Origin of the sequence: Burkholderia sp. Ed8 (assembly GCF_040761425.1) — a bacterium.
In the GTDB taxonomy this organism is placed as follows: domain Bacteria; phylum Pseudomonadota; class Gammaproteobacteria; order Burkholderiales; family Burkholderiaceae; genus Burkholderia; species Burkholderia seminalis.
The window spans coordinates 2,347,305-2,368,627 of record NZ_CP142886.1 but is presented as its reverse complement, the minus strand read 5'-3'; the positions used below and the strand labels follow the sequence as shown (position 1 = coordinate 2,368,627).

At 66.6% G+C, this 21,323-nt stretch carries 21 protein-coding genes and 4 tRNA genes; 7 read left to right on the top strand and 18 right to left on the bottom strand.

Translation table 11 applies throughout. From position 1 onward, the window contains the following. Nucleotides 1–16 precede the first annotated feature (16 nt). The gene (locus VXM69_RS25040) at nt 17–934 is read left to right on the top strand and encodes a LysR family transcriptional regulator (RefSeq protein WP_124609129.1); all 918 of its coding nucleotides are present in this window, start codon (nt 17–19) and stop codon (nt 932–934) included. A gap of 79 nt (nt 935–1,013) precedes the next feature. Beyond that, on the top strand, nt 1,014–1,517 hold the full coding sequence (locus VXM69_RS25035; RefSeq protein ID WP_034186523.1) for a GAF domain-containing protein: 504 nt from the start codon (nt 1,014–1,016) through the stop codon (nt 1,515–1,517). 96 nt (nt 1,518–1,613) lie between these two features. Here the strand turns inward: VXM69_RS25035 and map are convergent, their stop codons facing one another. Further along, the gene (gene map / locus VXM69_RS25030; RefSeq protein ID WP_034186522.1) at nt 1,614–2,420 is read right to left on the bottom strand and encodes a type I methionyl aminopeptidase; all 807 of its coding nucleotides are present in this window, start codon (nt 2,418–2,420) and stop codon (nt 1,614–1,616) included. Next, a complete protein-coding gene (locus VXM69_RS25025) occupies nt 2,420–2,656 on the bottom strand; it encodes a ParD-like family protein (protein WP_034186521.1) in 237 nt (78 codons plus the stop codon). The genes map and VXM69_RS25025 overlap by 1 nt, the downstream gene beginning before the upstream one ends. A gap of 148 nt (nt 2,657–2,804) precedes the next feature. Between VXM69_RS25025 and VXM69_RS25020 the strand changes: the two genes are divergently transcribed. Together VXM69_RS25020 and VXM69_RS25015 are read left to right on the top strand one after the other, a co-directional pair. Next, nucleotides 2,805–3,428 (top strand): helix-turn-helix domain-containing protein, encoded by a 624-nt coding sequence (locus tag VXM69_RS25020; protein WP_034186520.1) that lies wholly within the window; start codon nt 2,805–2,807, stop codon nt 3,426–3,428. 47 nt (nt 3,429–3,475) lie between these two features. After that, nucleotides 3,476–4,024: a GNAT family N-acetyltransferase gene (locus tag VXM69_RS25015; protein ID WP_034186519.1), complete on the top strand. Its 549-nt coding sequence runs from the start codon at nt 3,476–3,478 to the stop codon at nt 4,022–4,024. A gap of 97 nt (nt 4,025–4,121) precedes the next feature. Here the strand turns inward: VXM69_RS25015 and VXM69_RS25010 are convergent. The 6 genes from VXM69_RS25010 to uvrC form a co-directional block, all read right to left on the bottom strand. Continuing rightward, nucleotides 4,122–4,195, bottom strand: a tRNA-Cys gene (locus VXM69_RS25010). A 99-nt stretch (nt 4,196–4,294) separates the two neighbouring features. Continuing rightward, a tRNA-Gly gene (locus VXM69_RS25005) sits at nt 4,295–4,370 on the bottom strand. A gap of 51 nt (nt 4,371–4,421) precedes the next feature. After that, nucleotides 4,422–4,497, bottom strand: a tRNA-Gly gene (locus tag VXM69_RS25000). Between the two features lie 53 nt (nt 4,498–4,550). After that, nucleotides 4,551–4,626: transfer RNA gene (locus VXM69_RS24995), tRNA-Gly, on the bottom strand. A gap of 149 nt (nt 4,627–4,775) precedes the next feature. Beyond that, nucleotides 4,776–5,363 (bottom strand): CDP-diacylglycerol--glycerol-3-phosphate 3-phosphatidyltransferase, encoded by a 588-nt coding sequence (gene pgsA / locus VXM69_RS24990; RefSeq protein ID WP_034186518.1) that lies wholly within the window; start codon nt 5,361–5,363, stop codon nt 4,776–4,778. A 91-nt stretch (nt 5,364–5,454) separates the two neighbouring features. Next, nucleotides 5,455–7,500: an excinuclease ABC subunit UvrC gene (gene uvrC / locus VXM69_RS24985; RefSeq protein ID WP_367189393.1), complete on the bottom strand. Its 2,046-nt coding sequence runs from the start codon at nt 7,498–7,500 to the stop codon at nt 5,455–5,457. A gap of 76 nt (nt 7,501–7,576) precedes the next feature. Between uvrC and earP the strand changes: the two genes are divergently transcribed. From earP to VXM69_RS24970, 3 genes are all read left to right on the top strand, one after another. Then, nucleotides 7,577–8,770, top strand: a complete 1,194-nt coding sequence (earP, locus tag VXM69_RS24980; RefSeq protein WP_367189392.1) for an elongation factor P maturation arginine rhamnosyltransferase EarP — start codon at nt 7,577–7,579, stop codon at nt 8,768–8,770. A 126-nt stretch (nt 8,771–8,896) separates the two neighbouring features. Further along, nucleotides 8,897–9,454, top strand: a complete 558-nt coding sequence (gene efp / locus VXM69_RS24975; RefSeq protein ID WP_034186515.1) for an elongation factor P — start codon at nt 8,897–8,899, stop codon at nt 9,452–9,454. Nucleotides 9,455–9,722: 268 nt separating this feature from the next. Next, nucleotides 9,723–11,108 (top strand): sigma-54 dependent transcriptional regulator, encoded by a 1,386-nt coding sequence (locus VXM69_RS24970; RefSeq protein ID WP_059560702.1) that lies wholly within the window; start codon nt 9,723–9,725, stop codon nt 11,106–11,108. 182 nt (nt 11,109–11,290) lie between these two features. Here VXM69_RS24970 and nagZ read toward each other — a convergent pair whose 3' ends face one another. The 10 genes from nagZ to VXM69_RS24920 all read right to left on the bottom strand — a co-directional run bounded on the left by nagZ (nt 11,291) and on the right by VXM69_RS24920 (nt 21,319). Then, nucleotides 11,291–12,319: a beta-N-acetylhexosaminidase gene (gene nagZ, locus VXM69_RS24965; protein ID WP_034186513.1), complete on the bottom strand. Its 1,029-nt coding sequence runs from the start codon at nt 12,317–12,319 to the stop codon at nt 11,291–11,293. A 16-nt stretch (nt 12,320–12,335) separates the two neighbouring features. Further along, nucleotides 12,336–12,770: a holo-ACP synthase gene (gene acpS, locus VXM69_RS24960; protein WP_034186512.1), complete on the bottom strand. Its 435-nt coding sequence runs from the start codon at nt 12,768–12,770 to the stop codon at nt 12,336–12,338. 33 nt (nt 12,771–12,803) lie between these two features. Continuing rightward, nucleotides 12,804–13,580: a pyridoxine 5'-phosphate synthase gene (gene pdxJ / locus VXM69_RS24955; RefSeq protein WP_034186511.1), complete on the bottom strand. Its 777-nt coding sequence runs from the start codon at nt 13,578–13,580 to the stop codon at nt 12,804–12,806. Beyond that, on the bottom strand, nt 13,577–14,413 hold the full coding sequence (gene recO, locus VXM69_RS24950; protein WP_034186510.1) for a DNA repair protein RecO: 837 nt from the start codon (nt 14,411–14,413) through the stop codon (nt 13,577–13,579). Before recO ends, pdxJ begins: the two co-directional genes overlap by 4 nt. Further along, nucleotides 14,400–15,299 (bottom strand): GTPase Era, encoded by a 900-nt coding sequence (gene era / locus VXM69_RS24945; RefSeq protein ID WP_034186509.1) that lies wholly within the window; start codon nt 15,297–15,299, stop codon nt 14,400–14,402. Before era ends, recO begins: the two co-directional genes overlap by 14 nt. Nucleotides 15,300–15,359: 60 nt before the next feature. Then, entirely contained in the window at nt 15,360–16,550 is a 1,191-nt protein-coding gene (gene rnc / locus VXM69_RS24940) for a ribonuclease III (RefSeq protein ID WP_059560706.1), read from the bottom strand. Between the two features lie 153 nt (nt 16,551–16,703). After that, nucleotides 16,704–17,597, bottom strand: a complete 894-nt coding sequence (gene lepB, locus VXM69_RS24935; RefSeq protein ID WP_034186507.1) for a signal peptidase I — start codon at nt 17,595–17,597, stop codon at nt 16,704–16,706. Nucleotides 17,598–17,613: 16 nt separating this feature from the next. Next, nucleotides 17,614–19,407 (bottom strand): translation elongation factor 4, encoded by a 1,794-nt coding sequence (lepA, locus tag VXM69_RS24930; RefSeq protein ID WP_034186506.1) that lies wholly within the window; start codon nt 19,405–19,407, stop codon nt 17,614–17,616. Between the two features lie 168 nt (nt 19,408–19,575). After that, entirely contained in the window at nt 19,576–19,812 is a 237-nt protein-coding gene (locus VXM69_RS24925; protein ID WP_034186505.1) for a glutaredoxin family protein, read from the bottom strand. A gap of 7 nt (nt 19,813–19,819) precedes the next feature. Further along, entirely contained in the window at nt 19,820–21,319 is a 1,500-nt protein-coding gene (locus VXM69_RS24920) for a DegQ family serine endoprotease (RefSeq protein ID WP_034186504.1), read from the bottom strand. Nucleotides 21,320–21,323 lie beyond the last annotated feature (4 nt).

Sequence of the window (21,323 nt, the reverse complement as noted above, 5' to 3'; positions counted from 1 at the left end):
CTCAGCGTTCTATTTCATGAACGATAAAGCACGGGATCTGAACGATCTCTACTACTTCGTGCAGGTCGTCGAACACGGCGGCTTCGCGCCGGCCGGGCGTGCGCTGGACATGCCGAAATCGAAACTGAGCCGCCGCGTCGCGCTGCTCGAGGCACGGCTCGGGATGCGGCTGATCCAGCGTTCGACGCGCCGCTTCACGGTCACCGACGTCGGCCAGACGTACTACGCGCATTGCCGCGCGATGCTCGTCGAGGCCGACGCGGCCGACGAGGCGATCGCGCTGCTGCACGAGGAGCCGCGCGGCATCGTGCGGGTCAGCTGCCCGGTCGTGCTGCTCGATTCGCTGGTCGGGACGATGATTGCCGCGTTCATGGCCGCGTGTCCGCGCGTCGACATTCATCTGGAAGCAACCAACCGTCGCGTCGACGTGGTCGGCGAAGGAATCGACGTCGCGATCCGCGTGCGCCCGCCGCCGCTCGAAGACAGCGATCTCGCGCTGCGCGTGCTGGCCGAGCGCGGCCAGTGCCTCGTCGCGAGCCCCGCGCTGCTGCGCGAGCGCGGCGCGCCGGCCGTTCCCGCCGATCTCGCCCGCCTGCCGAGCCTCGACCACGGCGTGCCGCAGTCCACCCACGTGTGGCGGCTGCGCGGGCCCGACGGCGCGCACGCGGAAATCCATCACCAGCCGCGCCTCGTGACGGGCGGCATGCTCGCGCTGCGCGCGGCGGCCGTCGCGGGGGTCGGGGTCGTGCAGTTGCCGACGATGATGGTCCGCGACGAAGTCGCGCGCGGCGAACTGGTCACCGTGCTGCCGGACTGGGCGCCGCGCCGCGAGATCGTGCACGCGGTGTTCGCGTCGCGCCGCGGGCTGCTGCCCGCGGTGCGCGCGCTGCTCGACTTCCTGGCCGAGCGGTTTGCCGAACTCGAGCCCGACTGAGCGCTGCAGACCGCACGTGCGTGCCGTAGACTGCGGTACGCGCCACGCGTCTTTTCACAACCCTTATCGCTTTCCCGCCATGTTCACGCTGTCCAACGACCCCAACGCCTCCAAGGCCGATCAATACGCGACGCTCGTCGAGCAGGCACGCGCGCTCGTCGAGTCCGAACGCGACCTGACGGCCAACGCGGCGAATTTCTCCGCGCTCGTCTATCACGCGCTCGATCGTCTCAACTGGGCGGGCTTCTACTTCTTCGACGGGACCGAACTCGTCGTCGGCCCGTTCCAGGGCAAGCCCGCGTGCGTGCGCATCGCGCTCGGCAAGGGCGTGTGCGGCACCGCCGCGCAGACGCGCGAGACGCAGGTCGTGCGCGACGTGCATGAGTTTCCCGGCCATATCGCGTGTGACGCGGCCTCGGAATCGGAAATCGTCGTCCCGCTGGTGGCCGGCGACGGCACGCTGATCGGCGTGTGGGACGTCGACAGCCCGGTCGCCGCGCGCTTCGACGACGAAGATCGCAAGGGCATGGAAGCGCTGTGCCGCGTGTTCGTCGAACACGCGTGGCAGAAGGCGCGCGGCTGAGCCTCGCCGGCCGGTTGCCGCAAACGGAACGGGCCCCGCGAAAGGGCCCGTTTCATTGCAGTGCCGCGCCTCGTCATACGCGGCGCACGGCCGCTGTCAGGCCGCGTGCGTGCCCGACAGCGCCGCGAACGCCTGCGGCTTCGCGTCCTCGGTCAGCACCTCGAAGCCCGTTTCCGTCACCACGACCATGTGCTCCCATTGCGCGGACAACGAATGGTCCTTCGTGACGACCGTCCAGCCGTCGGCCAGCACGCGCGTGTCGCGCTTGCCCGCGTTGAGCATCGGCTCGATCGTGAAGATCATCCCCGGCCGCAGCGGCACGCCGGTGCCCGGGCGGCCGTAATGCAGCACCTGCGGCTCGTCGTGATAGACATCGCCGATGCCGTGCCCGCAATACTCGCGCACGACGCTGAACCCTTCGCGATGCGCGACCTGCTGGATCGCGTAACCGACGTCGCCGAGCGTCGCGCCCGGACGCACCGCGCGGATGCCCGCGTGCATCGCCTCGTAGGTGGCCGCGACGAGGCGCCGCGCCAGCTCGTTCGGCTCGCCGACGAAATACATGCGGCTCGTATCGCCGAACCAGCCGTCCTTGATCACCGCGATGTCGAGGTTCACGATGTCGCCGTCGCGCATCGGCCGCGAGGTCGGAATGCCGTGACAGACCACATGGTTGACCGACGTGCACAGCGTCTTCGGATAACCGTGATAACCGATGTTCGCGGGAATCGCGCCGAGTTCGTCGACGATGTATTCGCGGCAGCGTGCGTCGAGCTCGTCGGTGGTCACGCCCGGCTTCACGTGCTCGGTGATCATCGTCAGCACCTGCGACGCGAGCTTCGCGGCTTCGCGCGACTTCGCGATTTCCGCGGCCCCGCGGATCGGGATTTCTCGCCTCGCCATTACGCCACCTGCTCGATCTGCGACGCGACCGGTTCCGCCGGCCCCACGTCGCCGCCCCGCGCCTCGGCCTCGATCAACATCTTGCAGATGTCGCCGTAGGACAGCGCCGGGTTGAGTTCCGCCAGCATTCCGACGCGCAACCAATGTTCGGCCTGCGCATTGATCGAACGGCTCAGCGCCGTGCTCGTCGAGCGCAGCCGTTCATGCATGTGCTCGGAAATCTTGATGATGCCCATATATCCCCAATTAAACGAAACGTAGCTATTTCGTATATTACGCTGCGCACGCGCGCCGGGCAAGCTGCCCGAATCCCGCTCCCCTCTCTGTCGGCTGCGGCAAATGCCGTTGACATCAAATTCCAGTTTGCTGGAAAATCAATCCATCATGAAAGAATCCACGATCACCGCGGCCGACGACAGCGGCATCAACGAGCGCATCGCACGGCGCGTGCGCGAACTGCGCACCGTTCGAGGCTACACGCTCGATGCGCTGGCCGCGCGTTCCGGCGTCAGCCGTTCGATGATCTCGCTCATCGAACGCGCGTCGGCCAGCCCGACGGCCGTCGTGCTCGACAAGCTCGCGGCCGGCCTCGGCATCTCGCTGGCCGGGTTGTTCGGCGGCGACCGGGACGACGCGCCCGCGCAGCCGCTGGCCCGGCGCGCGCAGCAGGCCGAGTGGCGCGATCCGGCGTCCGGCTACGTGCGGCGCAATCTCTCCCCGGCCGGCTGGCCGTCGCCGATCCAGCTCGTCGAGGTCGATTTCCCGCCCGGCGCGCGCGTCGCGTACGACAGCGGCGGACGCGAGCGCGTGCTGCATCAGCAGGTGTGGGTCATCAGCGGCCGCGTCGACGTCACGCTCGGCGATGCGCTGCACGCGCTTCACGAAGGCGACTGCCTGGCCCTGCGCCTCGACCAGCCGCTGATCTTCAGCAATCCGTCGCCGCATCCCGCGCGCTATGTCGTCGTGATCTGCGATGCGTCCGGCGCGGCCGGCGCGCGGAACGCGTAACGCATGCGTGGGGTGTACGCCCCCGTTCAACCCCACCAGGAACCCGTATGAATTCCCCGAAACAGCACGACGACGTGCGCCTGATCGATTGCAGCGAGGCCGAGCACGCAGCGGCCATCCTCGAGATCCTGAACGACGCGATCGCGAATTCGACCGCGCTGTACGACTACCGGCCGCGCCCGCCGGAAGCGATGGTCACGTGGTTCGCGACGAAACGCGCGGGCGGGTTTCCGGTCGTCGGCGCCGTCGACGCATCGGGCACGCTGCTCGGCTTCGCGAGCTGGGGCACGTTCCGTGCGTTCCCTGCGTTCAAGTACACGGTGGAACACAGCGTCTACGTGCGCAGCGACCAGCGCGGCCGCGGGCTCGGCGAACTGCTGCTGCGCGAAGTCGTCCGTCGTGCGCGCGACGCGCAGGTGCACGTGCTGGTCGGCTGCATCGACGCGACCAATGCCGGAAGCATCGCACTGCATACGAAACTGGGATTCGTGCACTCGGGCACGATCACGGAGGCGGGATTCAAGTTCGGCCGCTGGCTCGACGCGGCGTTCTATCAGTTGAAGCTCGATACGCCCGCGCAGCCGGTGGATGGCTGATTGCGCGGAGGCCGTCGCATGCATCCCGTACGGCGGCCGGCAAACGATGCAGAAAAAAGAAAAGCCCCGCCGAAGCGGGGCTTTTTCTCTTCCTACCTGGAGGCGCGAGCCGGAGTCGAACCGGCCTAAACGGCTTTGCAGGCCGCTGCATAACCGCTTTGCTATCGCGCCAAAAGCGGACTGTCCGGATGCCGTGAGGCAAGCGACAGATTTCTATTCGAGGACCGGAAGTCCATCAAATAAAAAGGGAAGCTTGGCTTCCCCATTACTTGGAGCGGGAGACGAGTCTCGAACTCGCGACCTCAACCTTGGCAAGGTTGCGCTCTACCAACTGAGCTACTCCCGCATTGTCCTGCACCTGCAGCGCTTCGCCGACCAACACGCTGCCAGAAAAATCTGGAGCGGGAGACGAGTCTCGAACTCGCGACCTCAACCTTGGCAAGGTTGCGCTCTACCAACTGAGCTACTCCCGCATGGGTCCTGCATCTGCAGCGCTTCGCCAACCAACGCGCTGCCAGAAAAAATCTGGAGCGGGAGACGAGTCTCGAACTCGCGACCTCAACCTTGGCAAGGTTGCGCTCTACCAACTGAGCTACTCCCGCGTATCGCTACGCTACTGCTGCTTCCCCGTCACACGCTTACTTCGTCGTGCAGCGGAGAAGCGAGATTATGTCGAAGGCACATTCGTGTGTCAAGGGCTTTTCCAGCCCTTTTTACAAAAACCGCCTCGACCGAACGCGAGACGCACGTCTCACGCACCGCCGCGCTCACGGATCTGCGGCCACGCGAGCTTCATGTAGTAAAGCATCGACCAGATCGTCAGCACCGCCGCGAGATACATCAGCCACTCACCCCACACGCGCGTGTCGATCGTCACGACGCCGAGCGGCAGCGGCCCGTAGAACAGCAGCATCGGGATCGCGACCATCTGGCATGCGGTCTTGAACTTGCCGAGCTGGTTCACCGCGACGCTCTTCGATGCGCCGATCTGCGCCATCCACTCGCGCAGCGCCGAGATCGCGATCTCGCGGCCGACGATCACCAGCGCGATCGCCGCATCGACCCGCGAAATCTGCACGAGGATCAGCAGCGCGGCCGTCACCATCAGCTTGTCCGCCACCGGATCGAGAAAGGCGCCGAACGACGAGGTCTGGTTCCACTTGCGTGCGAGATAACCGTCGAACCAGTCGGTCAGCGCCGCGAGGATGAAGATCGCCGCCGCCGCGAGATTGCGGTGCGCGCCGCCCATCACCGTGTCCGGCAGGTAGAACACGCCGACGACGAGCGGAATCAGCACGATCCGTACCCACGTCAGGAAAATCGGGAAATTGAACGGCATGGCATGCGGGACAGTAAAGGATTCGCAATTGTGCCGTGTCGACCGGCCTGCCACAAGAACGCTGGCGAGGCAGCCCGGCCGCACGGGCGCGTCAGTGAAGCTGCTTGTAGATCTGTTCGGCGAGCGCGTGCGAGATGCCCTCGACGCTCGCGAGTTCCTCGACGCTCGCGGCCACCACGCCGCGCAATCCGCCGAACCGCGCGAGCAGCCGCTGCCGGCGTTTCGCGCCAACGCCCTCGAGTTCCTCGAGCCGCGACGTCTGGCGCGCCTTCGCCCGCTTCGCCCGCATGCCGGTGATCGCGAAGCGGTGCGCCTCGTCGCGGATCTGCGCGACGAGCATCAGCGCGGCACTCTCCTTGCCGAGTTCGAGCGGCGTGCGGCCGTCCGCGAACACGAGCGTCTCGAGGCCGACCTTGCGCCCCTCGCCCTTCGCGACGCCGACCAGCATGGACGTGTCGAGCCCCAGCTCGGTGAACACCTGGCGCGCGATTTCGACCTGACCCTTGCCGCCGTCGATCAGCACGATGTTCGGCAGCAGGCTCGACGCCTCGGCCTGGCGCGTCGATTCGCCGTCGATGCCGGCCGCTTCATCCACCGCGGCCGCCTGCGCGGCCTGCTCGACCATCTTCTCGTAGCGGCGCGTGAGCACCTGCCGCATCGCCGCGTAATCGTCGCCCGGCGTAATGCCCGTGATGTTGTAGCGGCGGTACTCGCCCGACTGCATCTTGTGATGATGGTAGACGACGCACGACGCCTGCGTGGCCTCGCCCATCGTGTGGCTGATGTCGAAGCATTCGATCCGCAGCGTCGCGAGATCGTCGATGTCGTAACCGAGCGTTTCCGCCAGCGAGCGCGTACGCGCCTGCTGCGAGCCCTGCTCGGACAGCAGCCGCATCAGCGCGATCTGCGCATTCTGTTCGGCCATCGACAGCCACGCGCGCCGCTGCCCCTGCGGCTGCCGCACCAGCGACACCTTGTGGCCGGCCTGTTCGGACAGCAGCTCGAGCAGGTCGCGGCTCGCGGGCGCGTGGCTGACGACAAGCACCGGCGGCACGCGGTTGCCGAGATAGTGCTGCGCGATGAACGCATCGAGCACCTCCGCCTCGACCGATGCCGCCGCCGCGCCGCCGCGCACGCTGCCGGCTTCTTCCGCGGGCTGGTCGGGCACCCCGGCGGCGGTCGCGCCGGTTGTGTCGGCCGCTTCCGACGACTCGGCCTCGTCGCCAAGACCACCTTCGGCGAGCGTCAGCGCGCTTTCGACGTGCGTCGGGAAATACGCCTTGTCGCCGAGATGCCGGCCGCCGCGCACCATCGCGAGATTCACGCACACACGCCCGCCTTGCGCGACGACGGCGAGGATGTCGACGTCGCTGTCGCCGCCGACCTCGATCGCCTGCTGGTGCAGCACCGTCGCGAGCGAGCTCATCTGGTTGCGCACGGCCGCCGCCTGCTCGAATTTCAGCTCGGCCGCGAACGCATGCATCTTCTGCTCGAGTTCCTTCATCACTTCGGACTGCCGGCCGAGCAGGAACCGCGCGGCGTTCGACACGTCGACCGCGTAATCCTCGCTGGAGATCGCGCCGACGCACGGCGCCGTGCAGCGCCCGATCTGGTGCAGCAGGCACGGCCGCGTGCGGTTGTTGAACACCGAATCCTCGCAGGTCCGCAACTGGAACACGCGCTGCAGGATCTGGATGCTCTCGCGCACGGCCCACGCGCTCGGGAACGGCCCGAAATACTGGTTCTGCTTGTCGACCGACCCGCGGTAGTAGGCCATCCGCGGAAACCGATGTGCGGTGAGCTTCAGGTACGGATACGACTTGTCGTCGCGAAACAGGATGTTGTAGCGCGGCGCGAGTGCCTTGATCAGGTTGTTCTCGAGCAGCAGCGCCTCGGCTTCCGAGCGCGTGACGGTCGTCTCGATGCGCGCGATGCGCGTGACCATCATCGCGATGCGCGGCGACAGCTGGGTCTTCGTGAAATAGCTCGATACGCGCTTCTTCAGGTCGCGCGCCTTGCCGACGTAAAGCACGGCGCCCGCGGTGTCGTAATAACGATAGACGCCGGGCATGTGCGGCAACTGCGCAAGGATCTTCTTCGGTTCGAACGGGATATCGGAGGCTTCTGGGGCTGTCATGCGTGATCCGGGCGCCTTGTAACGCGGAACGGGTCTATTAGAATCGCCAGTTTAGAGCATTCACCGGCCCGCTTCGATGCCACGCACCACCGCTGCCCCACACCCCGCCGCAACGCTCGCGCCGGGCGAACCGATCGCCTGCGACCTCTTCTGCACGGTGATCGACAATTTCGGCGACATCGGCGTGTGCTGGCGCGTCGCGCACCAGCTCGCGCATGAGCACGGCTGGCAGGTCCGGCTGTTCGTCGACGACCTGCGCACCTTCGCGCGCCTGCTGCCGAGCGTCGATCCCGACGCCGGACGGCAGACGATCGACGCGATCGCGATCGAGCACTGGCATGCGGAAGTCGGCGACGCACTGGAGATCGCCGATGTCGTGATCGAGGCGTTCGCGTGCGAGCTGCCCGGCGCGTATCTCGCGGCGATGGCGCGCCGCGAGCGCCGCCCCGTGTGGATCAACCTCGAATACCTGAGCGCCGAGGACTGGGTCGCCGATTTCCATTTGCGGCCGTCGCCGCATCCACGCTACCCGCTGCTGAAGACGTTCTTCTTCCCCGGCCTGTCGGCCGGCACCGGCGGCGTGCCAAAGGAGCACGACCTCGACGCGCGCCGGACGGCCTTCGATGCCGACGCCGCGGCCCGCGCCGCATGGTGGCAGCGCGCGACCGGCGGCGCGCCGCCGGCGCCCGGCACGACGGTCGTCAGTCTGTTCGCGTACGAAAATCCGGCCGTCGACGCACTGCTCGCCCAATGGCGCGACGGCCCGTCGCCGGTCGTCGCGCTCGTGCCGGCCGGCCGCCTGTCGCCGGCCGTCGCGCGCTTTTTCGGGGTCGAGTCGTTCGCGGCGGGCGCTCATGCACGCGCCGGCAACCTGGTCGCCCACGGGCTCGCATTCGTCCCGCAGGCCGACTACGATCCGCTGCTGTGGGCGGCCGACCTCAATTTCGTGCGCGGCGAGGATTCGTTCGTCCGCGCGCAATGGGCGCGCAAGCCGTTCGTGTGGCACATCTACCCGCAGGCCGACGACGTGCACCTGCCGAAGCTCGACGCCGCGCTCGCGCACCTGTCGGCAGGCCTCGCCGATGCGCCGCGCGCCGCGCTCGAGCGGTTCTGGCATGCATGGAACGGCGCCGGCACGCCCGACTGGGCCGATTTCTGGCAACACCGTGCCGCACTGGACGCCAATGCGGCCCGCTGGGCCGACGCGCTCGCGGCGGTCGGCGATCTCGCCGGAAAGCTGGCGGAATACGCAAAATCTCAGTTAAAATAAGCGGTTATCCGACGGCTGACCAGGCAAGCGCTCGCTTTTGGCGTCCACCGGAACGCACCGCTTGCGCCGTCAGCCGTTGCGCAACGCTCAGGCACCTATTTATTTGATTGGATCAGGACAGTTTTTATGAAGACCGCACAGGAACTCCGCGTAGGCAACGTCGTGCAGATCGGCAGCGACGCATGGGTCATCTCCAAGACGGAATACAACAAGTCGGGCCGTAACGCCGCCGTCGTCAAGATGAAGATGAAGAACCTGCTGACGAACGCAGGCCAGGAATCGGTCTACAAGGCCGACGACAAGTTCGACGTCGTCGTGCTCGACCGCAAGGAAGTGACGTACTCGTACTTCGCCGACCCGATGTACGTGTTCATGGACGCCGACTACAACCAGTTCGAAGTCGAAGCCGAAATGATGGGCGAAGCGCTGAACTACCTCGAAGACGGCATGGCGTGCGAAGTCGTGTTCTACAACGAGAAGGCGATCTCGGTCGAACTGCCGACGATCCTCGTTCGCGAGATCACCTACACGGAGCCGGCAGTCAAGGGCGACACGTCGTCGGGCAAGGTGCTGAAGAACGCCAAGCTCGCAACGGGCTTCGAACTGCAAGTGCCGCTGTTCTGCAATACCGGCGACAAGATCGAAATCGATACGCGTACGAACGAATACCGCAGCCGCGCGTAATCGTCAGCGATACCCGCATCGAACAAAGCGCCCTTCGGGGCGCTTTTTGTTTGTCTGGCGCCAACAGCGGGCACCAGCCAAGGGCATAAGGAACACAAAATCCACCGGTAAAGATATTCAATTTGTATCATCGGTAACTGTTTTATAGCGCCGGAGAAATAATGCGCGTGACGGGTTCGGCGGGGCATAAAATCAGTTTTTAATCTGACATGCGGCTGCGGCCCCGATGGCCGACAGCCCGCCTCTCTTGACTCGACTCGCGTCCACCATGCCACACGCCCTGATTGTCGAAGACGATCCCAACAGTCTCTCCGGCCTCACCGCGCTGCTCGCCGCAGACGGCTTCTCGGTCGACACGGCCACGTCGCTCGCCGAAGCCCGCACGGCGCTGGGCCGCTCGATCCCCGATGTCGTCCTCGTCGACCTGAACCTGCCGGACGGCAGCGGGTTCGACCTGCTCCAGCACCTGCCGCAGCAACAGCCGAACGGCTCGTTGCCCGTCATCGTGCTCACGGGCAACGCGACGGTCGAGAGCGCCATCGAGGGCCTGCGTCACGGCATCTGGGACTACCTGCTGAAGCCGATCAACATTCCGCGCCTGCGCAGCCTGCTCGCGCGGATCCCGCGCCCGTACGAACTGATCGACGAAGTGCAGTCGCTGCGTGCGTCGCTGCGCCGGCTCGGCCGCTTCGGCGCGCTGGTCGGCTGCAGCGATGCGATGCAGCACGTGTACGACATGATCGAGCACAACGCGCGCACCGAAACGGCCGTGCTGTTCTCGGGCGAGGCCGGCACCGGCAAGAAGCTGGCCGCGCGCACGCTGCACGACCTGAGCCGGCGCCGCAAGGGGCCGTTCGTGTCGTTCGACTGCCGGACGATCGCGCAGGCCGGCCGCCATGGCGCGTCGCTCGACAGCGTGCTGTTCGGCCATGAGCGCGGCGCGTTCGACGGCGCCGAGCGCCGCGAATCGGGCCTGTTCGAACAGGCCGGCGGCGGCACGCTGTTCCTCGACGAGATCACCGCGCTGCCGCTCGTGCTGCAGGAAGCGCTGCTGCATGCGCTCGATTCGCAGAACTTCATGCGGATCGGCGGCACGAGCTCGATCACGAGCGATTTCCGGCTGATCGCGACCACGCGCCGCCCGGCACGCGAAGCGGTCGCGAACGGCACGCTGCGCGAGGATCTATGGTTGCGCCTCGATGCGGCGTCGATCACGATGCCGCCGCTGCGCGAGCGCGACGGCGACGCACTCGCGATCGCGGACGCGCAGATCGACGAACTGAACCGCGAGGCGCGCGCGACCGGGCGCAGCACGACCGACAAGCGCGCGGCGCCGGGCTTCGTGCGCGAATGCCTGTCCTACGAATGGCCGGGCAACGTGCGCGAACTGCAGGAACGCGTGCGCTTCGCGTACGACGCGTCGGGCGACTTCATCGAGACGCTGCGCGCCGGCGAGCCGAGCTTCTCCTCCGGCGCCGCGCTGAACGGCAGCAGCGTGCAGATCAAGGTCGGCACGCCGCTGTCCGACGTCGAGGACCTGCTGATCCGCGCGACGCTCGACGCGGTCGGCGGCACGCGCCATCGTGCGGCCACGCTGCTCGGCATCAGCCCGAAGACGCTGTACAACAAGCTGCAGCGGATGAAGGTGAACTGAGCGGGCGATCGTGAATACGGGCACTGGCCGGACCTGACCGTTAGTTGCGCAAAAGCCCACCGTGCCGATTGCCCTGTTTGCCCCCGTTTGCCCCGTGCCGTCACCCATGAAAAAGCCGCGCAATCGCGCGGCTTTTCGTTTCAGCGGGTGACAGGACGCGAACCGCACCGTCCCCTCCCCGTTTACGCCAGTGCGCTTTTCAGCAGCGCCTGCGCCTGCAGATACTCGGGCTGCGCGACCAGCTTGTCCCACTTGAGCGCCTTGCCGCGCGCGCGCATCCGCTTGATGCGCCGCACCGACTCGGCCGACGCCCGTGCCTTCAGCTCGTTCAGCACGACCTCGGCCGCCTCCGGCTGGTTGCAGACGAGCACCATGTCGCAACCGGCGGCGAGCGCGGCATCGGCCGCCTGCGTGAGCGTGCCGCCTTCGCGCGCGGCCTCCATCGACAGGTCGTCGCTGAAGATCGCGCCCGTGAAGCCGAGCTTGCCGCGCAGGATGTCCTGCAGCCAGACGCGCGAGAATCCGGCCGGCCGCTTGTCGACCTGCGTATAGATCACGTGCGCGGGAATCACGGCCGACAGCGACAGGCCGAGCCAGTCGTACGGCGCAACGTCCTGCTTGAGGATCGCGTCGAGCGTGCGGTCGTCGGTCGGCAGCGCGACGTGCGAATCGGCTTCCGCGAAACCGTGCCCGGGGAAATGCTTGCCGCAGTTCGCCATGCCGGCGAGCGACAGCCCGTGGTTCAGGCTCTTCGCGAGCAGCGTGACGACGCGCGCGTCGCGATGGAACGCGCGGTCGCCGATCACCTTCGAATGCCCGTAGTCGAGGTCGAGCACGGGCGTGAAGCTCATGTCGATCCCGCACGCACGCAGTTCGGCGGCCAGGATGTAGCCGACGGCGGTCGCCACCTTCGTCGCGAGCAGCACGTCGCGATCCCACAGCTCGCCGAGGCGGCGCATCGCGGGCAGCACCGTGAAGCCGTCGGTGCGGAACCGCTGCACGCGCCCGCCTTCGTGATCGACAGCGATCAGGATGTCTTCGCGCACCGCGCGGATCGAGTCGGTCAGCGCGATCAGCTGCGCGCGGTTCTGGAAGTGCCGCGCGAACAGGATCACGCCGCCGGTATTCGGATGCGCAAGACGCCGCGCATCGTCGCGCGACAGGGCCGTGCCGACGACGTCGAGCATGACCGGGCCGGGAGTCGTTTTCATCGAATCGGAAAGTCCGTCAGGAGGAGGTTCGGGAAACAGGAGCAGGAGCAGGCGCGGCGTCCGTTTCGGCGATCACGAACGACACCGCGTAGTCGCGCTCGTCGCTGACCGTCACGCGCGCCGTGATGCCGCGCGCGGCCAGCCAGTCGGCCAGCTCGCCCGACGCGACCACGTACGGCTCGCCGCTCGGATGGTTGAGCGTCTGCAGTGCGCGCCACGTCATCGGCCAGTGCATGCCGAGCCCGATCGCCTTCGAGAACGCTTCCTTCGCGGAGAAGCGCGTCGCGAGAAACGCGATGCCGCGCGCCTCGGAGCGCGCGCGGCGCGCATGGAACACACGCAGTTCGTCGGGGCCCAGCACCTTCTCGGCAAACCGGCCGCCCGTGCGTTCGAGCACGGCCGCGACGCGGCTTACCTGGGCGATGTCGGTACCGATGCCGTAGATCGCCATGTCAGTACGCGCGCACGCGGCGGTGTTTCATCTTCAACGCGCGCCGCCGTGCAGCGCGGCGACGCGGGCGGCGACCATGATCGCCTTCATCTCGCGCACCGCGTTGTCCCAGCCCGCGAAGATCGCATGCGCGACGATCGCGTGACCGATGTTCAGCTCGACGATGCCGTCGATCGCGGCGATCTGCTGCACGTTCGTGTAATGCAGCCCGTGCCCCGCATTGACCTTCAGGCCCAGTTGCGCACCGGCCTGCACGCCCGCGACGATGCGTTCGTACTCGCGCTGCTGCTCGGCTTCGTCGTGCGCTTCGGCGTAGCGGCCCGTGTGCAGTTCGATCACCGGCGCGCCCGCTTCGTGCGCGGCGCGGATCTGCGTCTCGTCCGGGTCGATGAACAGCGACACGCGCACGCCGACGTCGGCCAGTTGCTTGCAGGCCGCGCGCACGGCTTCGAAGTGGCCGGCGACATCGAGACCGCCTTCGGTCGTCAGTTCCTCGCGCTTTTCCGGCACGAGGCACGCGTCGTGCGGACGCACTTCGCACGCGATGTCGAGCATCTCGGCCGTCACCGCGCATTCGAGGTTCATGCGCGTCTTCAGCAGCGGGCGCAGCTTGCGCACGTCGGCGTCGACGATGTGGCGGCGATCCTCGCGCAGATGCAGCGTGATCGCGTCCGCACCGGCCTCTTCGGCGGCGAGCGCCGCGCGGATCGGATCGGGATAGGCCGTGCCGCGCGCATTGCGCAGCGTCGCGACGTGGTCGATGTTCACGCCGAGGTCGATGGCGGTGGGCGTTGTCAGGAAGAAGCTCATAGGTTTTGCAGGTCGATCAGGATCTGACGCGTGGCAAGCGGCGTACCGCCGAGATAGGTGTTCAGCAGGAAGCGCATCAGCGTCTTGCTTTGCGCGACCGTCTGGGCTCGATGGTAATCGTCCTGCTCCATGTCGAGCAACGTCTGTCCGGTGATGACCGGCCAGTGCGACGGCACGTCGTCGTCCGCGTTGCGCACGCCGCGTTCGGGATCGAACACGTAGCGGCGATCGGGCTCGACCGCGCGGCGCGCGACCGTGCGGTTCAGCGCCATCGCGTAACCGGTCTCCTTCAACAGCACGCGCTCGAACGAACGCAGCACCTGCACCGCGGGTTCGCCGTGCGCGAGGCGCGTGAGCGTCAACACATAATGATTGAACAGCGGCGGCTGCGGATCCTCGCGCGCGCAGAATTTCACGAGCAGCTCGTTCGCGTAGAAACCGCACAGCAGCCCGTCGCCGCCGAGCGGCAGCATGCCGCCGACCCACTCGGCCCCCGTCAGCGTGCGCACCTCGGATTTGCCGGACCAGGACAGCAGCAGCGGCTGGAAGGTCTGCAGCACGCCGCGCAGCGCGGAGTGCGGGCGTTTCGCGCCCTTCGCGACGAGCGCAAGCCGGCCGTGATCGCGCGTCAGCACATCGACGATCAGGCTGGTTTCGCGATACGGATAGCTGTGCAGCACGAACGCCGGCTGCTCGGCGACGCGGAAATCGGACGTGCGAGACGTCGCGCGCCGCGCCTTGCGCGGCGGTTCGGGCGGAGCCGGCAGCGGCGCGTCGTTCGCGCCGGCCGTCACCGCGTCTTCAGTCGACGTCAGCGCGTCATTCGTACCCATAGGCGCGCAGTCCGGCCTCGTTGTCGGCCCAGCCGCTCCTCACCTTCACGAAGGTCTCGAGGTACACGGGGCCGTCGAACAGCTTCTCCATGTCCATCCGCGCCTCGGTGCTGATCTGCTTGAGCTTCTCGCCCTTCTTGCCGATCACCATCGCCTTGTGCGAATCGCGTTCGACGAGGATCGTCGCGAAGATGCGCTTCAGCCGCCCTTCCTCCTCGAACTTGTCGATCACGACGGTGCTCGTGTACGGCAGCTCGTCGCCGGTCCAGCGGAACACCTTTTCGCGCAGGATTTCGGCCGCGAGGAAGCGCGAGCTGCGGTCGGTCAGCTCGTCCTCGCCGTAGATCGGGGCGCCTTCCGGCAGGTACGGCTTGATCGTCTCGAGCAGGCGCTTGATGTCTTCCGGCTGCTGCGCCGACAGCGGCACGAGCTCGGCGAATTCGCGCAGCGTGTTCATCTTCTGCATGAACGGATACAGCGTGGCCTTGTCGGCGACACGGTCGATCTTGTTCGTGATCAGCAGCGTCGGCATGCCGGGCGGAATCAGGTCGAGCACCTTCTGGTCGTCGGGCCCGAAGCGACCGGCCTCGATCACGAACAGGATCACGTCGACCGACGTCAGCGTCGACGTGACCGCGCGGTTCAGCGATCGGTTCAGCGCGGTGCTGTGACGGGTCTGGAAACCCGGCGTGTCGACGAACACGAATTGCGCGTCATCGAACGTGTTGATGCCGGTGATGCGATGGCGGGTCGTCTGCGCCTTGCGCGACGTGATGCTGATCTTCTGGCCGACGAGTGCGTTCATCAACGTCGACTTGCCGACGTTCGGGCGGCCCACGATCGCGATCATGCCGCAACGGAAGCCGGTAGGAGCGGGAGTGTTCATATCGTTTGGGAGGCAGGTTCGGAAACGGCCGCGCGGCGCGCGGCACGATCGCTGGGCAATTCAGTGGTCGGCATCGGCCACGCGCGCCTGCGCGGCGGCGAGGCTCGCGCCGCCCGGCGGCGTCTCGGCGTCCGGTGCGGCAGCGTCGCGCGCACGCGTGCGTGCAGCGGGGTCGGAACCGGCGGAAGGCTTGTCGGCGGACGATGCGGCCGGATCGGCAGCACGCGGCGCGGCGTCCGCGGGCTTGTCCGCCGCCTTGTCGGGACGGTCGGCGGGTTTATCGGCCACCTTGTCGGCCGCCGGCTTCGCCGCCCGCTCACCCTTGTCGGCAGCCGTCTCGACATGCGCCGCGCGAATCGCGGCCATCGGCGCGACGGCCGGCTCGGCACCGGTCGCAGCCGCCGCGGGCACCGCACCGGCGGCCGCCCTGGCCTCACGGGCAGCCGCCCGCTCCTTCCGCTCCGGCGAGCGCAGGTCGAGCGCTTCCTGCACGCCCTTCACGCCCGGCACGATTTCGGGTTCCACATGCTTCGAGCCGCGCGCGTTTTTCGAGCGCTTCGGCTTCGTGGCCAGCATCGGCGCGGCCGCCATCACTTCGTCGAGCGCCTTCTTCGCGGCGGCCTGCTCGGCCGCGCGCCGGCTCGCGCCGGAGCCCGATACCTTCACGTCCAGCTTCGGCACCGTGCATTCGACCTCGAACTGCTGATTGTGCGCCGCACCATGCGTCGCGACGACCGTATAGGTCGGCAGTGCGATCTTGTGCCCCTGCAGGTACTCCTGCAGCAGCGTCTTCGCGTCCTTGCCGAGCGTGCGCGGATCGATGTGGTCGAGAATCGGGATGTAGAGGCGCTTGATGACCCCTTGGGCGGCTTCGAAGCCGCCATCGAGGAACACGGCCCCGATGATGGCTTCGAACGCGTCCGCGAGGATCGACGGGCGACGGAACCCGCCGCTGCGCAGTTCGCCCTCGCCCAGCCGCAGGCCGTCCGAGATATTCAGGGCCTGAGCAATTTCGTACAGCGACTGCTGCTTGACGAGGTTGGCGCGTACGCGCGACAGGTCGCCTTCGTCCAGCTTGCTGAAACGCTGGAACAAAAGGGCGGCCACCGCGCAATTCAGAACGGAGTCGCCGAGAAACTCGAGCCGTTCGTTGTGCGTGGCACTGTGACTGCGATGGGTCAAAGCCTGGCGCAACAATTCCGCATTGCGAAATTCGTAGCGCAGCCGGCTTTCCAACTGGGATAGGGGCATGTGCAGGAGTATAACGCGGGCGCCGGTCGGGCCGAAACGGCACGGCCGGAGACGAAAAGGCGTGACGAGGCGGTGTTACCGCCGGTTCTTAAAGTAGTTCGGCAATACGCGACGCGGCCCGTGCGTCGCGTATTGCGTGCGAGTCGACTGCGATCAGTTGAAGGAGCCGATGCGCTTCAGGTCGCTGAAGTTCATCCAGATGAAGAACGCGCGGCCGACGATGTTCTGGTCCGGCACGAAACCCCAGTAGCGGCTGTCCGCACTGTTGTCGCGGTTGTCGCCCATCATGAAGTAGTGACCGGGCGGCACCTTGCAGATCACGCCGCGGCTGTTGTACGTGCAGTTGTCGCGATACGGATAGTCGTAGGCGCCCATCACGAACGGCGGCACGGCCGGGTTGTTGAGGATCGCGTTCTTCTTGTTGCCGATCGTTTCCTCGAACTGCTTCGCGTAATTCTGGCGCTCGTCGTCGAAGAAATCCGGCAGCGGCGTTTCGGGCACCGGCTGGCCGTTGATCGTCAGCTGCTTGTCCTGGTAGGCGACCGTGTCGCCCGGCAGGCCGATCACGCGCTTGATGTAGTCGACCGACTCGTCCTTCGGATAACGGAACACGACGACATCGCCGCGCGACAGCGGGCTGCCCTGCGTGATCTTCGTGTTCGTGACCGGCAGGCGCAGCCCGTATTCGAACTTGTTGACGAGGATGAAATCGCCGACGAGCAGCGTCGGCACCATCGAGCCCGACGGGATCTTGAACGGCTCGACGACGAACGAGCGCACGACGAACACCGCCAGGATCACCGGAAAGAAGCTCGCGGTGTACTCGAGCCACCACGGCTGGCGCAGCTTCTCGTCGCGCAGCTTCGAACGCGTTTGCACCGCGTTTTCATCCGCGAAGCGCTTGTCGATGCGCGACTGCTGGCGATCGAACTCCTCGATCGCCGAGTCGGCCGCCTTGCGTCGCCGCGGCAGGAACACCAGTTTGTCCAGCACCCACGCTACGCCCGTCACGATGACGAGCACAAAAAGAATCAGCGCAAAATTCATAAAAGGATCAGTCCTGTTATTTGTCTTCGACGCGCAAGATCGCAAGGAACGCTTCCTGCGGGATCTCGACCGAACCCACCTGCTTCATCCGTTTCTTGCCTTCTTTCTGCTTCTCGAGCAGTTTCTTCTTCCGCGTGATGTCGCCGCCGTAGCATTTCGCGAGCACGTTCTTGCGCAGCGCCTTGATGTTCTCGCGGGCGACGATGTGCGCGCCGATCGCGGCCTGGATCGCCACGTCGTACATCTGGCGCGGGATGATCTCGCGCATCTTCGCGGCCACCTCGCGGCCGCGGTATTGCGACTGCGACCGGTGCACGATGATCGACAGCGCATCGACCTTGTCGCCGTTGATCAGCATGTCGACCTTCACGACGTCCGACGAACGGTATTCCTTGAACTCGTAGTCCATCGACGCATAGCCGCGCGACACCGACTTCAGGCGATCGAAGAAGTCGAGCACGATCTCGGCCATCGGGATCTCGTACGTGAGCTGCACCTGGCGGCCGTGATACTGCATGTTGATCTGCGAGCCGCGCTTCTGCTCGCACAGCGTGATCACGGAGCCGACGTAGTCCTGCGGCATGTACAGGTTCACGGTGACGATCGGCTCGCGGACTTCGGCGATGCGGCCGGGCTCCGGCATCTTCGCCGGGTTCTCGACCATGATCGTCGAACCGTCGCTCTGCACGACCTCGTAGACGACCGTCGGTGCGGTCGTGATGAGATCCATGTCGAACTCGCGCTCGAGCCGCTCCTGCACGATTTCCATGTGCAGCAGCCCGAGGAAGCCGCAGCGGAAACCGAATCCGAGTGCCTGCGACACTTCCGGCTCGTACTGCAGCGACGCATCGTTCAGCTTCAGCTTCTCGAGCGACTCGCGCAGCGCGTCGTACTGGTTCGCCTCGACCGGATACAGCCCCGCGAACACCTGAGGCTTCACTTCCTTGAAGCCCGGCAGCGGCTCGGCAGCGGCCTTGGCCGCGTGCGTGACGGTATCGCCGACCTTCGCGGCCGTCAGCTCCTTGATGCCGGCGATGATGAAGCCCACCTGCCCTGCCGACAGCGAGTCGAGATTGCGCGACTTCGGCGTGAACACGCCGACGTGCTCGACCGGATACTGCGCGCCGGTCGCCATCATCTTGATCTTTTCCTTCGGGCGCAGCGTGCCGTTGACGATACGCACGAGCATCACGACGCCGACGTAGTTGTCGAACCACGAATCGATGATGAGCGCCTGCAGCGGCGCGGCCGGATCGCCCTTCGGCGGCGGCACCTTCGCGATCAGCGACTCGAGCACGTCTTCGACGCCGAGCCCCGTCTTCGCGCTGCAGCGCGTCGCGTCGGTCGCGTCGATGCCGATCACGTCCTCGATCTCCTCGATCGCGTTCTCGGGGTTCGCGGCCGGCAGGTCGATCTTGTTCAGCACCGGCACGACCTCGACGCCGAGCTCGATCGCCGTGTAGCAGTTCGCGACCGTCTGCGCCTCGACGCCCTGGCTGGCATCGACGACCAGCAGCGCGCCTTCGCAGGCGGACAGCGAACGGCTGACTTCGTACGAGAAGTCGACGTGCCCCGGCGTGTCGATCAGGTTCAGGTTGTAGACCTTGCCGTCGCGCGCGCGATAGGACAATGCCGCCGTCTGCGCCTTGATCGTGATGCCGCGCTCGCGCTCGATATCCATCGAGTCGAGCACCTGCGCTTCCATTTCACGGTCGGCGAGACCGCCGCATACCTGGATGATGCGATCCGCGAGCGTCGACTTGCCATGGTCGATGTGCGCGATGATCGAGAAATTGCGAATATGATCCATTCAGTGCCGATCAAGCGAAAAAGGCGCGCTCGACGACTGCGGAGCACGCCTTGTGTAAGTCGGTGAAAAAACAGCTTATTTTAGCTGAAAAGGCTTTCGACGGGCGGTATTTCGGACGCCCGCCCGCAGCGCGGCCCGCCGCGGGCACCCGCCGGACGCGGCCGGAACTCAGCGCCGGGCCGCCAGCGCGTCGCGCACCCGCGTGTCGTCGAACCGGTGGCGGCACACTTCCGCGCCGTCCAGCAGCAACACGGGCACATCCTCGTCGTAACGGGCAACCAGCGCCGCATCGGTATCGATGTCGACGTAGTCGACCGCGACGCCGAATTCGGCCGCCACCGGCGCCAGTGCGTCGCGCATGTCGTCGCACAGGTGGCACCAGCCGCGGCCGTAGAGCGTGAACATCGGCGCGTTACTTCTGGCGCGGCCGCACGGGCACGAACTGCGTGTTGTCGCCACGCCGCACGAGCACCGCGACCGCCTTCTGCGGATCGAGCTGCGCCGTCACGTCGGCGAACTGCTTCGCGTTCGTGATGTCGGTGTCGCCGACGCGCAGCACGATGTCGCCGCGCTGCAGGCCCGCACGGGCAGCCGGGCCGTCGACGCCGTCGATCTGCACGCCGTTCTTCAGCTTCAGCGCCTTCATCTGGTCGGCCGTCAGGTCGCTCACCGTCAGACCGAGCGAATTGGTCTGGCGCGGCTTCTGCGGCGCGTTCTTGCGCTGTTCGGCCTTCGCCGTCGACTCGGCCGGCGTCTCAGCGATCGTGATCGGCAGATCGCGTGCCTGACCCTTGCGCCACACGCTGACCGTCGCCTTCGTGCCGGGCTTGGTGTCGCCGACCATGCGCGGCAGGTCCGACGCCGTATCGACCGAACGGCCATTGAACTTCAGGATAATGTCGCCCGGCTGGATGCCCGCCTTGTCGGCCGGGCCGCCCGGCTCGACGCTGCTGACGAGCGCGCCTTCGGCCTTCGGCAGCCCGATCGAATCGGCCACGTCCTTCGTCACCTCGCCGATCGCCACCGCGATCCGGCCGCGCGTGACCTTGCCGGTCGCCTTCAGCTGGTCGGCCACGCGCATCGCCTCGTCGATCGGAATCGCGAACGAGATGCCCATGAAGCCACCGGTACGGCTGTAGATCTGCGAATTGATGCCGATCACCTCGCCCTGCATGTTGATCAGCGGGCCGCCCGAGTTGCCGGGGTTCACGGCGACGTCGGTCTGGATGAACGGCAGATAGTCGCCCGTGTTGCGGCTCTTCGAGCTGACGATGCCGGCCGTCACCGTGTTGTCGAGGCCGAACGGCGAACCGATCGCGACGACCCACTCGCCGACGCGCACCTTGTTCGAATCGCCGATCGCGACGACCGGCAGGTTCGACGCCTGGATCTTCACGACCGCGACGTCCGTGCGGTCGTCCACGCCGATCAGCTTCGCCTTGAATTCGCGCTTGTCGGTCAGCGTCACGTAGATGGTGTCCGCATCGTCGACGACGTGCGCATTGGTCATCACGTAACCGTCGGCCGACACGATGAAGCCCGAGCCCACGCCACGGTTCTGCTCGGTGTCGGGCGGATTGTCCGGCGCCGGCGCGCTCTTCGGGTTGCTGCCGTTGCCGCCGCCGTTGCCGGGCGCCTGCGGCAGCGGAATGCCGAAGAAGCGCCGGAAGAATTCCGACATGTCGCCGTTGTCGAAGCCCGGCGGGAGCATCCCGCGCGGGCCGCTGTTGGTCGGCACGTTGGCGGTGGTCCGGATGTTCACGACGGCCGGCCCGACCTTTTCGACCAGGTCGGCGAAGTCGGGCAGGCTGGCAGCGGGAGCCGTCACGGCGAATGCGGTATGCGGCACGAGCGGCAGGCAGGCAGACAACGCCGCCGCCGCGAGCCATTTGCGCAGCGTGAGTTTCATCATGTCG